Raw genomic sequence first — 14,276 nt, 5'->3', positions numbered from 1 at the left:
ACGAACACCGCCGACGCACTTCCTCCCGCGGAGGCGGCATGAACACCGCCGACGCACTTGCTCCCGCGGAGGCGGCATGAGCTCCGAGCCGGTGCAGCACGAGCAGATCGTGCTGCATGCCCGCGATGTCGAGTTCGAATGGTCGAGCCTGCCGATGCACTGGATCCCCGGTCATCCGCAGGCCACGCACAGCATCAACGTGCTGCACCTGGCCCTTCCCGAGGGCGAGCGCTGGTTCGTCGAGGTGTTCAAGCAGGCCACCGCGCTGATCCGGGACGAGCGGCTCAAGGAGGACGTGCTCGGTTTCATCGGACAGGAGGCGATGCACGCCGAAGCGCACGACGGTGCCGCCGCGCACCTGGACGCCGCGGGGTTGCCGGTGCGGCCGTTCATCGCGCAGATGGAGTGGATCTTCCGGCGGCTGCTCGGTGACCGGCGCGGCGCCGGACGGGAGTGGCTCGTCGAACGGCTGGCGATGGTCGCCGCGATCGAGCACTACACGGCGTTCCTCGGCCAGTGGATCCTGGACGCCGCAGCGCTCGACGCGGCAGGCGCCGACCCGACGATGCTCGATCTGCTGCGCTGGCACGGAGCCGAGGAGGTGGAGCACCGCTCGGTGGCGTTCGACCTGTTCTGCCACGTGGACGGCCGCTACTTCCGCCGGGTGCGCAGCATGGTCGCGGTGACACCGGTGCTGGCCTGGGTCTTCGTCCGGGGCACCCGGTTCCTGATGCGGAACGACCCGAACCGGCCGGGACCGGCGACCTGGCGCGAGTACCTGCGGGCGGCAAGGCGAGGACTGCTGCCGGGACCGTTGGCGCTGCTGAAGGAGATCCGGCCGTACTTCCGGAAGTCCTACCACCCCACGGAAACCGGGAACACCGACCAAGCCGTCGCCTACCTCGCGAGCTCACCGGCGGCCAGGACCGCCGACGCGCGGCAATGACCGCGCCGCAGTACCCGGCCCGCCTCGACGGCAGTGGACGGCGGGACCGGCTGATGTCCACTTTGGTCGCAGTCGGCGCGGCGTACCGGCGGCTGGCGGAGTTTTCCGGCCGTCGCCGTCCACCGGTGCGCGCGGTGGACCGCCGGTTACCACTGGTGGTGGACGCGGTGCGCAGGGAGGCGGCAGGGGTGGTGAGCCTGCGGCTGAGCCGTCCGGACGGCGCTGCGCTGCCCGGCTGGCGTCCCGGCGCACACGTAGACCTCACGCTGCCTTCGGGCGCGGTGCGGCAGTACTCACTGTGCGGCGAGCCCGAAGACCGGTCGTACTACCGGATTGCCGTACGCCGGATCGGTCTCGCTTCGGCGGAAGTGCATGCGCTGACCGCCGGCACGCGAGTGACCGTGCGTGGGCCACGCAACGCGTTCCCGTTCGTGGCCGCGCCGGCGTATCACTTCGTGGCCGGCGGGATCGGGATCACGCCGATCCTGCCGATGGTGCACCGCGCGGCGGCCGTCGGCGCCTGCTGGCGGCTGGTCTACACCGGCCGGGACCGGGCATCGATGCCGTTCCTGGACGAGCTTTCCGCGCTGTCACCGGATCGGGTGTGGATCCGGCCGGACAGCGAGTTCGGTATTCCGGCCTCCGGCGAGGAACTGCTGGCCGAGAAGTCCGCCTCCGCCGCGGTGTACTGCTGTGGCCCGATGCCGATGATCAACGGCGTGCGGGTGGACCTGGCCGGCATCAGCACGGCCGTCCACTTCGAACGGTTCTCGCCGCCGCCGGTCGTGGCGGGCGAACCGTTTCGCGTGCTGCTGCGCCGCAGCGGGCGCACCCTGGACGTGCCTGCCGACCGCTCGACCCTCGACGTGGTCCGCGAGGTGCTGCCGAACGTCCCCTACTCCTGCCGGCAAGGCTTCTGCGGTACCTGCGCGGTGCCGACGCCGGACGGCGGGCGGGTGCGGATCTGCGTGGACCGCGGGCCCGCCGTCCTGGAGCTCTAGCCTTGTCCTGGCAGCCAGGCGCCGAGCACCGGCCGGAACTCCCGCACCGAACGTTGCGCGACGACACCCTCGAGGTAGTACGGGTCGTTGTCGATCAGTTCGGTCAGTGCGGCCTCGTCCTCGGCCTCCCACAAAACGAGACCACCGGTGTCGTCGGCGAGCGGCCCGGCGACCACGACCCGGCCCTGCGCCGCGTGCTCGTTCAGGTACGCACGGTGCCGTGGCCGGACTTCGGCCAGTTTCTCCGGCGCGTAGCGGATTTCGACGAGGTACCAGGCCATATGGCTCTCCAGGGTCGAGACTGCGGTGACGATCCCGACGCTACCGGGGCCGCTCGGCGCGATCCCAGTATCCGATCGGTGGCGGCACCGGGCCAACCCGATACGCTAGGTGTGCGTCAGCACGTATGTGAACGCTGTGAAGAGTGCATCCGCCACAGGCCTGCTGACCCGACACGTCGAGGACAGGCAGGGATACATGGTGGAGGGGAACGCGGAACGCAGTGTCGAGGCGACGCTTGGGCACTTGCGGACCATCGACGGCCCGGTGCCGGCTCAGCCGCCGACCGCGCCGCTGACCCTGGAGGACCTGTACAAACAACACCGGATGCGGCTGGTCCGGCTGGCCATCCTCCTCGTCGACGAGCCTGCCACGGCCGAGGACGTGGTTCAGGAGGCTTTCGCCGGTCTGCACCGCAATTGGGGCAGGCTGCGCGACGCGGCCGCAGCCGTCGGCTACTTGCGCACCGCCGTGGTCAACGGGTCACGCAGTGTGTTGCGCCGGCGCAAAACTGCGCGGGAGTACGTGCCGCCGCACGCGGTCAACGCCCGTTCCGCGGAAAGCCTGGCAATGCTTTCGGGCGAGCACCAGGCCGTGGTCAACGCGCTGTCGAAGCTGCCGCCGCGGCAGCGCGAGGTGCTCGTGCTGCGGTACTACGGCGGATTGAGCGAGGCGGAGATTTCCGAGGCCGCGGGCATCTCGAAGGGAACCGTGAAGTCAACCGCCAGCCGGGCGCTGGAGGCACTGCAGAGGGCCATGCAGACCCCGCAACAGTGACCTTTCGAGACGATCCCACATCTGGTCCAGACCAATATATGCTGGGGTGCGTGAAGCACGCCGAAGACTTCGTCATCACCGGTGGCCGCATCGCGACCCCGGACCGGGTACTCGACGCAGGCTGGCTCGCCGTATCGGGCGGGCGGATCAGCGCGATCGGTACCGGAACGCCGCCCGGCGGACCGGACACCGCGTTCGTCGACGTAGGCGGATCGCTCGTGGTACCCGGTTTCGTGGACACGCACTGCCACGGCGGCGGCGGCGCTTCGTTCTCCACGGTGGACGCTGACGAGATCCGCACCGCGGTGCGCGCGCACCGGCGGCACGGCACCACGACCACATTGGCCAGTCTGGTCTCCGATCCGATCGACCTGCTCACCGAGCAGATCTCCGCGCTGCGCGAGCTCGTGCAGGAAGGCGAGCTGGCAGGTGTCCACCTGGAGGGCCCGTTCATCTCCAGGGCACGCTGCGGGGCACACGATCCGGACACCTTGCGCGAACCGGACACCCGCACGGTGGAGAAGCTGCTGCGGGCCGGGCACGGTGCGGTCCGGATGGTCACCCTCGCCCCCGAACTGCACGGCGGGGTGAAAGCCGTCCGGCAGCTGGCCGAGACCGGTGTGGTCGCCGCGATCGGGCATACCGACGGCGTTGCCGAGCAGCTGGTCCCGGCGATCGACGCGGGAGCCACCGTGGCCACCCACCTGTTCAACGGCATGCGCCCGCTGCACCACCGCGAACCGGGCCCGGTCGGTGTGCTGCTCGACGACGAACGGGTGACCGTCGAGCTGATCTGCGACCTCGTGCACCTCCACCCGACCGTGGTACGGCTGGCCGCGAACCACGCGGGCCGGGGACGGACCGTGCTGATCACCGACGCCATGTCCGCCACCGACGCCGCCGACGGCCGCTACACACTGGGCAGGCTGGAGGTCGACGTGCACGACGGCGTCGCGACATTGGACAACGGCTCGCTGGCCGGGAGCACGTTGACCATGGACGTCGCCTTTCGCAACCTGGTGAAGGGTGCCAAACTCGGGGTGCTCGACGCCGTGCGCGCGACGTCGGGACGCCCGGCCGAACTGCTGCGCATCGCGGACCAGACCGGGGCACTGCGTCCGGGCCTGGCCGCGGACATCGTCGTACTCGACGACGACCTGAACCCGTCCCGCGTGCTCCGCAAGGGCGAGTGGGTAGCCGAGGTCGGCAGGGCTACCTTGAGCACGTGACGACGAGCCCCGGAGGAAGACGGAACGGATGAGCGAGCCGAAGGACCCGGAGCGCCTGCTGGCCGACGCGCTACGCGCCCAGGCCGCGTTCGCACCGCACATCTCGCCCACGTCACCCCCGGCAGACGACTCGCCGCCAGAACCAAGCTGGCCACCACCCAGTCCGAGCGACTCGAACCCGGCCACGCCACCCCCCGGCACCCCGGCCGGCCCCGGCCAAGCCACTCCACACCCCGCCGGCCCGGCAGGCCCGAGTTCCGGCAGCCCCGGCGCGACCGGCCCGGTTCCAGGCGGCTCCGGCTCGACCGGCCCGGGTTCAGTCGGCTCCGGCCCCGGCTCGACCGGCTTCAGTTCGGCCAGGCCCGACTCAACCGGCTTTGGCGCGACCGGTTCCGACTCCACCGGTTCGCATCCCGCCACTCCCGGCGCGGCCAACCCCGGCCCTGCCGCTCCCGGCGCGGGCTCGACCGGCTCGGGTCCAGGCAGCCCCGGCTCGGCTGGCTCGGGTCCAAGCAGCCCCGGCTCGGCTGGCTCGGGTCCAGGCGGCTCCGACTCGGCTGGCCCAGGTTCAGGCAGTCCCGGCTCGGCTGGCTCGGGTCCAGGCGGCTCCGACTCGGCCGGCCCAGGTTCAGGCAGTCCCGGCCCGACCGGCTCGGGTCCAGGCGGCTCCGACTCGGCCGGCCCAGGTTCAGGCAGTCCCGGCCCGACCGGCTCGGGTCCAGGCGGCTCCGGCCCGACCGGCCCTGGTTCAGGCGGCTCCGGCTCGGCTGGCCCTGGTTCAGCAGGTTCCGGTCCTGGCGGTTCCGGCTCTACCGGCTTTGGCTGGCCGGGCCCTGGCGGTGGCGGTGCTGCGGCGGGAGCGGGCTCGACCGGTTCCGGACCGGCCGTCGGCGGAGGCGGTGCTGCTGGTCAGGCTGGTGCTCGCCGTGCCGGTCCGGGTTCGGGCGGGGCTGGTGCGACTGGCTCTCACCCTGCCGTTTTCGGCCAGGTCGGTGTGGGTTCGACGGGTGGCGGCCCGGTCCAGCCGGGCTCCTCCGGCACCGGCGGATCGCAGTTCACCGGACCCGCCGGGGCCACCCCGTTGGCCTCGACCCCGACGGGCGATCCGAACCCGGCAGCCACCGGCGCGGGCCCGGCGACCCCCACCGGCGCGAGTTCGGCGGCGTACCACTCGACGACGTCCGGCACCTTCACCCCGGTGCCACCCGGCCGTCGCTCGTCGGCGACCGGGCCCACCACCGAACTGCCCCCTCGCTACGGTCTGCTCTCCGGCGCCGGCGCGGACTCACTGGAACGCGAACGAGCCGCACTGGACGAATCCACCGGCCCGGTATCCGGCGCCACCACCCGCGACGCCACCCGCCAGGCCCCGGCCAGCGCACCGCTACCCGCACATTGGGTGCTCCTGCTGGCCCTGCTGCTCGGCCTGGCCGCCGGCTCCGTGATCGGCCTGCTGACCCTGATCTGACCGACCACCCGCCGAACCCGATCGCCCAATACAGCTCGCCGCAGCACACCCCGAGGCAGCAGGCCGACCGGCACCCGCCGCGGTGGGCCGGTCCGCGCGGTGGGCCGGTTATGTCCGGCTGCGTCCCGCTGACCTGGGAATCCTTGCCCCATGAGAGCACACAGCGTCACCCTGTACCGTTTTCGGTGTGATTCTCGCCCAGAGCACAGTGACGACCATGTCCATCCTGCCGTCCTGGCTGGATCCGCAGCACCTGTTGAGCGGGCTGACAGTGCCGGTCATCGCCGTGCTGTGCCTGATCATCTTCATCGAGAGCAGCATCTTCCCGGTGCTGCCGGGTGACTCGCTGCTGTTCACCGCGGGGCTGTTCATCGCGAACGGCACGCTCGATGCGCCGCTGTGGCTGGTGTGCGTGCTGGTCACGGTCGCTGCGCTGCTCGGCAACGTGATCGGCTACTACCTCGGCTACTTCGTGGGCCCAAAGCTGTTCAACCGGCCCGATTCGAAGGTCTTCAAGCAGGAGTACGTCGACAAGACCCACGCCTTCCTGGAGAAACACGGCCCGAAGGCGGTCGTCCTCGCGCGCTTCGTGCCGTTCGTGCGCACGTTCATCACGTGGATCGCGGGCATCGGGCGGATGGATCCGAAGCGCTACTTCACCTACACCGTGATCGGCGGAGTCTTCTGGGCCGCGGGTATCACGGTGCTGGGCTCGCTCCTGGGCAACATCGAGTTCATCCGGGACAACGTCGACGCGATCTTCGTGGTGATCGTGCTGGTGTCGGTGGTGCCGATCGCGATCGAGTACCTGCGCAACCGGCGCGAGAAGCGCGGGACCGCGCCTGCCGAGGACACCGCCGAGGTCACGCAGCAGATCCCGCGGGTGCGCGACTGACCTTCGCCGCAGCGGAGGGCCGTCGAAGCAGGTCGGCGGCCACGAAACAGCTCGGTCGGTCGAAACAGCTCAGTCGGTCATCGAGAACATCGAGCCGGGGTTGAAGAGGTTCTCCGGGTCGAGGGCCTGCTTGATCTGCCGGTGCACCCGCACGCCGACCGGGCCGATCTCGCGGGCCAGCCACTCGCGTTTGATCTTGCCGACGCCGTGCTCACCGGTCACCGTGCCGCCGAGGGAGAGGCCGACCTCCAGAATCTCGTCGAACGCCTGCTGGGCACGCGCGAACTCGTCCGCCGAATCCGGCGAATACACGATGGTCGGGTGCATGTTGCCGTCGCCGGCGTGCCCGACCACGGCGATCTTGAGGCCCACCTTCTCGCTGATCCGCTCGCAGCCGCGGATCAGTTCGGCGATGCGCGTGCGCGGCACGCAGACGTCGTCGGTGAGCCAGATGCCGTAGGTCTCGAGCGCGGTGAGCACCACGCGCCGGGCCTGCAGGAGCAGCTTGCCCTCTTCGAGGTCGTCGGTGGCGTAGGCGAGGTCCGCGCCGCAGTCGTTGCAGATCTGTTCCAGCGCGGCCAGCTCACGGCGGGCCACCTCGCCGCCGGAGTCGGACTGGCCGAGCAGCAGTGCCTGGCAGTCGGAGCCCGCGCCGAGATCGGTGTTGAGGTAGGTCTCCGAGGCCTTGATCGACGCCGCGTCCATGATCTCCAGCAGTGACGGCACGAGCCCTTCGCGCACCGCACGCGCCACTGCCTCCCCGGCCGCCTCGGCGGTACTGAATCCCGCGACGAACGTGGCAGGCGCCTGCGGCAGCGGCCGCAGCGCAACGGTGGCCTTCGTGATCACCCCGAGCGTGCCCTCACTGCCGATGAACAGCTTCGTGAGGTCGTACCCCGCAACGCCTTTCACCGTGCGCCGCCCGGTGTTCAGCACCGAGCCGTCGGCGAGCACGACCTCCAGTCCCAGCACGGAATCGGTGGTCACGCCGTATTTCACACAGCAAAGGCCACCCGCGTTGGTGGCGAGGTTGCCGCCGATGGTGCACCAGTCGTAACTGGACGGATCGGGCGGGTAGAACAGCCCGTGTTTCTCAACGGCAGCACGGAAATCGAGGTTGACCACGCCGGGCTGCACGACGGCGAGCCGGTTGCCGGCATCGACCTCGACGATCTGGTCGAGCTTCGTCAGCACCAGCACGACGCACCCGTCGATCGCGTTGGCCGCACCGGAAAGCCCGCTGCCCGCTCCACGCGGCACGATCGGCACCTCCGCCTCGGCGCAGGCCCGCACGACCGCCTGCACCCCCGCGGTGTCCGACGGCAACACCACCGCCAGCGGCTTGCCCACCGGCGCGAGCGGCATCATGTCGCGCGCATACGTGCCGGTGACGTCGGCGTCGGCGAGCACGGCCCTGGCGCCGAGCTCGTCCCGCAACCGCTGAAGAAGGGCGTCGTTGCTCATACCTGCCATGGTAAACCGGAAACTCCGCAGTGCGGAATATTCTTTCCGGTGTTGGTTTCGACACCCGCCGCCGACCCCATCCACCCAACCTCAGCGGCTCAGCGGCTCAGCGGCTCAGCGGCTCAGCGGCTCAGCGGCTCAGCGGCTCAGCGGCTCAGCGGACGATCCCGTACACCCGGTCGATCTCCACCGTCAGCACCAGCCGTTTGTCGCTCACCATGGCCTGCCGGTACTCCGCCCAGTCCGGATGCTCTCCGGCCACCGCGCGGTACAGGTCGACCAGCGCCTCGACCGCCTCGTCGTCCGGCGCGGCGGCCACCGGGGACAGCACCGCGGTGCCTTCCGCCACCGCGTACGACCAGCCGTTCGGGCTGCTCACGTGATAGCTGACCCGCGGATCACGGCGCATGTTCTTCGTCTTCGCCCGGGTATCCGTGATGGAAACCCGCAGCCGGCGGGTATCCGGGTCGAAATGATGGGTGACAGTGGACAACTGCGGACGGCCGTCGCGTTTGAGGGTCGCGAGCACGCCCTGTTTGCCGGAACCGATGAGTTCGTACAGCTGTGTGTCGTCGGTCATACCCAGTTCAACCCGCAGGCGCCGGATCTGTTCCCGACCGTAATCGGGAGAAAACCGGCAGATTACCCCGAGCAGAGGTGCTTGCATGTAGCAACTAAAGTGTCATAGGCCACAACCAGGGGATTTGCGCTTGCAGAATCCGCCGAACGAGCACACTCTTGCCTTAGGCAACTAGTTGCAGCCGCCAAACAACGGTTCGCTCCGGGAGAGAGATCGACCCATGGCACCGAACAGCTCCGCCGTCAGGCCCAAGGCCGAACTCGACCTTGCAGACCAGCTCAGCAACGAGCTGGTCCGCTTCGTGCGCTTGATCACCAAGGCGAAGACCCAGGTCGCCAAGCAGGGCCCGGACGGCATCGAGAGAGCCGCGTACGCGATCCTCTTCTGCCTCATCCACGAGGGTCCGCAACGCACCAGCAAGCTCGCCGAATTCCTGCACTCGGAGATCTCCACGATCAGCAGGCAGTCGAGCTCGCTCGTGCAGCACGGGCTGGTCGAACGACAAGCGGACCCGGAGGACGGCCGCGCCTGCCTGCTGGCCCCGACCGCCGAAGGCCTGCGGGTCTTCGACGAGAACCGCAAGCAGCGCAACCAGTGGCTGGCCGACGTGCTCGGCGACTGGGACCACGAGGATCGCGAGACGCTCAGGGCTCTGTTCGAGCGGCTCAACACCGGGATCGAGAACAACTTTCCACCGCAGTCCGACACCCCCGGGGTGTCATCGGCCAAGGGGGCCTAGAAACACCATGACGTCAACCGTCGAAAAACAACCTCAGCCGCAGGGGAGAGCGTCCGCCGACACCGGCGAAGCGCCACGGCTGACGCACCGCCAGATCGTCACGATCATCAGCGGCCTGATGTGCGGTATGTTCCTCGCCGCGCTCGACCAGACGATCGTGGGTACCTCGATCGTGCGGATCGCCAATGACCTGCACGGTTTCGAGCTGCAGGCGTGGGCGACCACGGCGTACCTGATCACCTCCACGATCGCCACGCCGATCTACGGCAAGCTCTCCGACATCTACGGCCGCAAGCCGTTCTACCTCGCCGCGATCGGTATCTTCGTGGCCGGTTCGCTGGCCGCCACGTTCTCGCAGTCGATGTACGAGCTGGCCGCGTTCCGCGCGGTGCAGGGTCTCGGTGCCGGTGGTCTGATGTCGCTGGCCATGACGATCATCGGCGACGTGGTGCCGCCGCGCGAACGCCCGCGGTACCAGGGTTACTTCCTCGCCGTGTTCGGCATCTCGACCGTGCTCGGTCCGGTGCTCGGTGGCTTCTTCGCCGGGTTCGACAGCCTGGCGGGCATCTCCGGCTGGCGCTGGGTCTTCCTGATCAACGTGCCGATCGGGGTGATCGCACTGTTCGTCGTGGCACGAGTGCTGAACGTGCCGCACAACCCGCAGAAGCACAAGATCGACTGGTGGGGCGCGCTCACCATGGTGGTCGCCGTGGTGCCGTTCCTGATCGTCGCGGAACAGGGCCAGAAGTGGGGCTGGGGCGACTCCAAGTCCATCATCTGCTACGCCATCGGCGGCGTCGGCATCGTGCTGTTCATCGTCGTCGAAAAACTGATGAAGAACGCCGCGCTGATCCCGTTGCGGCTATTCAAGAACTCCACGTTCACGGTGGCCATCATCGGTGGCTTCATCGTCGGTGTGGCGATGTTCGGCGCGATCACCATGATCCCGCAGTACATGCAGGTGGTGCAGGGCTATTCGCCGACGCAGTCGGGCCTGCTGATGCTGCCGCTGATGGTCGGCATCATGTCCAGCTCGATCATCGCGGGCCGGATCACCTCGAAGACCGGGCGGTACAAGATCTTCCCGGTCATCGGCACCCTGCTGATCGCCATCGGTGCGCTCTTCTTCGCACAGGTCGAGTACGACTCGGCGCTGTGGCACCCGCTGGTCGCCGCACTGATCATCGGCCTCGGCCTCGGTCAGTGCATGCAGACGCTGGTCATCGCGGTGCAGAACGCAGGGCCGCGCAGCGACATGGGCGCGTCCACCGCTTCGGCCACGTTCTTCCGGCAGATCGGTGGTACCGCGGGTGTCGCGGTGTTCCTGACGATTCTGTTCAACGTCCTGCCCGGCAACATCACCAAGGCGTTCGGCGGGAATCCGCCTGCCGGCGCCGCCGGGCAGCTCAACGACCTGCAGAGCAACACCGGCATCATCCAGACCTTGCCGGAGGCGTTGCGCACCCCGATCCTGGTCGGCTTCACCGACTCGATCACCACGGTGTTCTACGTCGCCAGCGGGGTGGCACTGCTCGCCACGATCGTGCTGCTGTTCATGAAGGAGATCCCGCTCGCCGGCATGAACCCGGCCGCAGCCGCGGTCGAGGGCGGCGAGGCACTGCTCGACCTGGACGAGGACGAAGTGTCGGCCACCGCCGACGAACCGGTCGCGGAGAAGCCCGGGTCGCTGTTCGAGGAGGCACCACGGGAACCCGTTCTCGTCGGTTCCGGAGCACCGGGAAACCCGGGAGGGAGGCACGCTTTGACCAACGGTCATGGTGACCCGCACGCGGTGTCCGGTTCACTGCCGATGCCGATCGGCAACTCGGTCGCGGACACCGATTTCAACCAGCCGAGCGCGACCGGCGGCGAGCCGGTCACCGGGCACGTGCGCCGTCAGGACGGCAGCCACGTGAGCGGGGCCGCGCTGACCCTGATCGACCAGCAGGGCCGTCAGGTCGCACGGGCGGTCGGCAACGGCGACGGCAGCTACTCGGTGCCGACCCAGGGGCCGGGCACCTACGTGCTGATCGTGTCCGCACCCGGGCACCAGCCGCAGGCCTCCAGCGTGGTGGTCGGCGGCGGGCCCGCGAAGCTCGACGTCACGCTCACCGGATCGGGCGAGCTGACCGGCGTGGTCCGTTCGGTGGGTGCCGGTGCGCCGCTGGCGAGCGCCACGGTGACGCTGACCGACTCGCGCGGTGAGGTCAACGGCGCGTTCATCACCGCCGACGACGGCATCTACACCTTCAGCGGGGTCGGTGCCGGGCAGTACACGCTCGTCGCGAGCGGTCCGCACTACCGTCCGGTCGCGGTCACGCTGACCGTGCCCGACAGCGGGGTGCTGCGCCACGACGTCGAGCTGGCCGGTGCCGTGCTGCTGCAGGGCACCGCGCGCACCGAAGGCGAGCGGGCGGTTCCGGACGCGCGGATCACCGTGCTGGACGCGAACGGCAACGTCTCGGCGGTGGCCCGCACCGACAGTGAGGGCCGGTACGTGGTGAGCGACCTGCCGATCGGGTCCTACACCGTGGTGGCGAGCGGGTACCCGCCTGCCACCAGCCAGGTGACCCTCGGCGACGGCGAGGCCGAACACAACGTGCGGCTGAGCTACGACCAGGCACTCGACGAATTGGTCGACCGCTCATGAGCGGGGGCCTGCGCGCACAGCTGCGCTCGAACGGCGGCTGGCCGGTCGAGAACGCGGTGCTCACGGTCACCGATCTGAACGGCCGCCAGGTCGCGCGCGAGGTCACCGACGCCAAGGGGGCGGTGGTCACCGAACCGCTGCCCCCCGGCGTCTACACCGCGGTGATCACCGCGCCGGGGTTCACCCCGCTGGCCCGCACGGCGCAGATCGGCTCCGACGGTGCCGGGCTGCTCGGCGACGTCGCCCTCGTCCCGGTGGACGGCGCGGTCGAACTGCCGCCCGCGGGGCCGTGGACGATCGATCCGGTGCATTCCTCGCTCGTCGCGACCGCGCGGCACATGGGTATCGCGAGCATCAAGGTGCGGTTCCCCGACCTCGGCGGACGGATCGAGGTCGGGCGCCCGGTGGAACGTTCGAGTGTGCGTGCCGAAATCAAGGCGGGCAGCATCGAGAGCGGCATCCAGATGCGGGACGAACACCTGCGGTCGGCCGAATTCCTCGACGTGGACGCGTATCCGCTGATCACCTTCGACAGCACCGGCCTCACCCAGCGCGGCACCGACAGCTGGGCGTTGCGCGGGGTGCTCACGCTGCACGGTGAACAGCGGGAGGTGGAACTCGACCTGCGCTACACCGGTCACGGCCCGGACCCGTGGGGCGGCGTGCGTGCCGCCTTCCACGCCGAAACGCAATTGCACCGTAACGATTTCTCGATCAACTACAGTGCAATGGTTCGGGCCGGGGTGGCCGCGATCGGCACCACGGTGAAGGTGGAGCTCGACATCGAAGCCGTACAAGGCGAATCGCTGCCGCAGCTGTAGCCGTACGGCGAACGAAGACGGGCTGTCCGGGAACCATTCCGGGCAGCCCGTTCGTTTCTCAGGTGAACAGGCGGTTCACCTGAACAATACTGAAAGTGACCGAAGGGCAGGAATTCGATGGTTGCGCACTGCGCCCGATTCCGGCCACGTAGGCTCGTCGCGTGAACGTCGAGAGCATCGAGGCCGCTGGCGTCGGGGTGAGCTGGCTGGACACGGCCGGTCCGGTGCTCGTCTGGGTCATCGTGCTGAGTTTCGTATTCGTCGAGTGCGCGCTCATCGTCGGGCTGTTCCTGCCCGGCGATTCGCTGCTGTTCGGCGCGGGCGTCGTACTCGCCCAGCACGGATCCGACCTGAACGCATGGCTGCTTTCCGCGGCCGCGCTGGTCGTCGCGGTGTTCGGCAACCAAATCGGCTACTACATCGGCCGCGGCACCGGAACCCGGTTCATCGCCCGCCGCGGCGGGCGGGTGCTCAACCGGCACAATCTCGAACGCGCTCAGCAGTTCTTGGACCGCAAGGGATTCTTCGCGATCGTGGCGGCGCGCTGGATTCCGTGGATCCGCACGCTCGCACCGCTCATCGCGGGCGCTGCGCGGATGGACTCCCGTCGCTTCCTGCTCGCCACTGCCACCGGCGGCCTGCTGTGGGTGCCCACGCTGGTGCTGCTCGGCTACTACGGCGCCGGTCTGCTGGACTCGCTGCCGTGGGTCAAGACGGCCGCACTGTGGGTCAGTGTGGCGTTCTTCGTGCTCGGCACCGGCTACGGCCTGCTGCGCTACCGCCAGGAAATGCGCCGTCCGGTCGAGGAGCCGGACGACGCGCACGCCTGATCAGGCAGCCGGATCGGCCCAGACTTCGAGCTGGATGCCGTCCGGATCGCGGAAGACGATCACCGACGAACCCTCGAACGTGCGGGATTCGGCAGGTGGGGTGTAGGAAACGCCGAACTCGGCCAGTCGCGTCTCCCATTCGGCCAGCTCCGCCCGTGAGGACACGGAGAACGCGACGTGGTCCAGCCCGGTACGGCGTTCGTCGAAGGCCCGCCTGCCGGTGTCCGGATGCTGGACGAGCTCCACCGAGAAACCGTCGCCTGCCGAGCGGAGCACGACCTTCCGCACCCCGGTCTCCGAATCCTCACGGCGGCGGGTCTCCTCGAGATCGAGGACCCGGACGTACCACGGAACACTGCGGTCCACGTCGGTCACGGTGAGCGCCAAATGGTGCACAGACGTGAGCTTGGGCATGACTTTCGAGGCCGTCCTTTCGCCATCCCCTCCGGCTCCGGGGCGTCCTCAGGGTGACACAGCGGGGGTGCCGGTACGGGTGAGTTCACCGACATCCGCCACGAATCGTGATCTCCGGTGACCTTCTCCCGCCGCTGTCCGCATCCGGAATGGCGGCGCCACCTGCGGCCTCCCACACACTGG

The 14,276-nt window shown here is 69.2% G+C and carries 15 protein-coding genes; 10 read left to right on the top strand and 5 right to left on the bottom strand.

The window, feature by feature from the left end:
- Positions 1–76: 76 nt before the first annotated feature.
- The gene (locus ABD793_RS22785; protein ID WP_344863200.1) at positions 77–946 is read left to right on the top strand and encodes a metal-dependent hydrolase; all 870 of its coding nucleotides are present in this window, start codon (positions 77–79) and stop codon (positions 944–946) included.
- Positions 943–1,947, top strand: a complete 1,005-nt coding sequence (locus tag ABD793_RS22780) for a PDR/VanB family oxidoreductase (RefSeq protein ID WP_344863198.1) — start codon at positions 943–945, stop codon at positions 1,945–1,947. Before ABD793_RS22785 ends, ABD793_RS22780 begins: the two co-directional genes overlap by 4 nt.
- Here the strand turns inward: ABD793_RS22780 and ABD793_RS22775 are convergent.
- On the bottom strand, positions 1,944–2,228 hold the full coding sequence (locus tag ABD793_RS22775; RefSeq protein ID WP_344863195.1) for a YciI family protein: 285 nt from the start codon (positions 2,226–2,228) through the stop codon (positions 1,944–1,946). The genes ABD793_RS22780 and ABD793_RS22775 overlap by 4 nt on opposite strands.
- 196 nt (positions 2,229–2,424) lie before the next feature.
- Between ABD793_RS22775 and ABD793_RS22770 the strand changes: the two genes are divergently transcribed.
- A complete protein-coding gene (locus ABD793_RS22770; protein WP_344863193.1) occupies positions 2,425–3,003 on the top strand; it encodes a SigE family RNA polymerase sigma factor in 579 nt (192 codons plus the stop codon).
- Between the two features lie 38 nt (positions 3,004–3,041).
- A complete protein-coding gene (nagA, locus tag ABD793_RS22765; protein ID WP_344863191.1) occupies positions 3,042–4,232 on the top strand; it encodes an N-acetylglucosamine-6-phosphate deacetylase in 1,191 nt (396 codons plus the stop codon).
- A 966-nt stretch (positions 4,233–5,198) separates the two neighbouring features.
- On the opposite strand, the gene ABD793_RS22760 is transcribed toward nagA, so the two are convergent.
- Positions 5,199–5,426: a hypothetical protein gene (locus tag ABD793_RS22760; RefSeq protein WP_344863720.1), complete on the bottom strand. Its 228-nt coding sequence runs from the start codon at positions 5,424–5,426 to the stop codon at positions 5,199–5,201.
- 4 nt (positions 5,427–5,430) lie between these two features.
- Here ABD793_RS22760 and ABD793_RS22755 point away from each other — a divergent pair, with 4 nt between their 5' ends.
- Together ABD793_RS22755 and ABD793_RS22750 are read left to right on the top strand one after the other, a co-directional pair.
- The gene (locus ABD793_RS22755) at positions 5,431–5,700 is read left to right on the top strand and encodes a hypothetical protein (protein ID WP_344863718.1); all 270 of its coding nucleotides are present in this window, start codon (positions 5,431–5,433) and stop codon (positions 5,698–5,700) included.
- 187 nt (positions 5,701–5,887) lie between these two features.
- Positions 5,888–6,595: a DedA family protein gene (locus ABD793_RS22750; protein ID WP_344863189.1), complete on the top strand. Its 708-nt coding sequence runs from the start codon at positions 5,888–5,890 to the stop codon at positions 6,593–6,595.
- Positions 6,596–6,664: 69 nt separating this feature from the next.
- Here ABD793_RS22750 and ABD793_RS22745 read toward each other — a convergent pair whose 3' ends face one another.
- Together ABD793_RS22745 and ABD793_RS22740 are read right to left on the bottom strand one after the other, a co-directional pair.
- A complete protein-coding gene (locus ABD793_RS22745) occupies positions 6,665–8,059 on the bottom strand; it encodes an FAD-binding oxidoreductase (RefSeq protein WP_344863187.1) in 1,395 nt (464 codons plus the stop codon).
- A gap of 154 nt (positions 8,060–8,213) precedes the next feature.
- Positions 8,214–8,639: a PPOX class F420-dependent oxidoreductase gene (locus tag ABD793_RS22740; protein ID WP_344863185.1), complete on the bottom strand. Its 426-nt coding sequence runs from the start codon at positions 8,637–8,639 to the stop codon at positions 8,214–8,216.
- A 220-nt stretch (positions 8,640–8,859) separates the two neighbouring features.
- Here ABD793_RS22740 and ABD793_RS22735 point away from each other — a divergent pair, with 220 nt between their 5' ends.
- From ABD793_RS22735 to ABD793_RS22720, 4 genes are all read left to right on the top strand, one after another.
- Positions 8,860–9,378, top strand: a complete 519-nt coding sequence (locus ABD793_RS22735; RefSeq protein WP_344863183.1) for a MarR family winged helix-turn-helix transcriptional regulator — start codon at positions 8,860–8,862, stop codon at positions 9,376–9,378.
- Positions 9,379–9,385: 7 nt separating this feature from the next.
- Positions 9,386–12,028, top strand: coding sequence for an MFS transporter (locus ABD793_RS22730; protein ID WP_344863181.1), 2,643 nt, complete (start codon positions 9,386–9,388; stop codon positions 12,026–12,028).
- Positions 12,025–12,849: a YceI family protein gene (locus tag ABD793_RS22725; RefSeq protein ID WP_344863179.1), complete on the top strand. Its 825-nt coding sequence runs from the start codon at positions 12,025–12,027 to the stop codon at positions 12,847–12,849. The genes ABD793_RS22730 and ABD793_RS22725 overlap by 4 nt, the downstream gene beginning before the upstream one ends.
- A gap of 161 nt (positions 12,850–13,010) precedes the next feature.
- A complete protein-coding gene (locus tag ABD793_RS22720) occupies positions 13,011–13,679 on the top strand; it encodes a DedA family protein (protein WP_344863177.1) in 669 nt (222 codons plus the stop codon).
- Here the strand turns inward: ABD793_RS22720 and ABD793_RS22715 are convergent, their stop codons facing one another.
- A complete protein-coding gene (locus ABD793_RS22715; protein WP_344863175.1) occupies positions 13,680–14,093 on the bottom strand; it encodes a VOC family protein in 414 nt (137 codons plus the stop codon).
- Between the last annotated feature and the right edge of the window lie 183 nt (positions 14,094–14,276).

The sequence above is a fragment of the Amycolatopsis ultiminotia genome (genome assembly GCF_039536925.1).
GTDB lineage: Bacteria > Actinomycetota > Actinomycetes > Mycobacteriales > Pseudonocardiaceae > Amycolatopsis > Amycolatopsis ultiminotia.
This window is presented reverse-complemented; position numbering and strand designations above follow the sequence as displayed.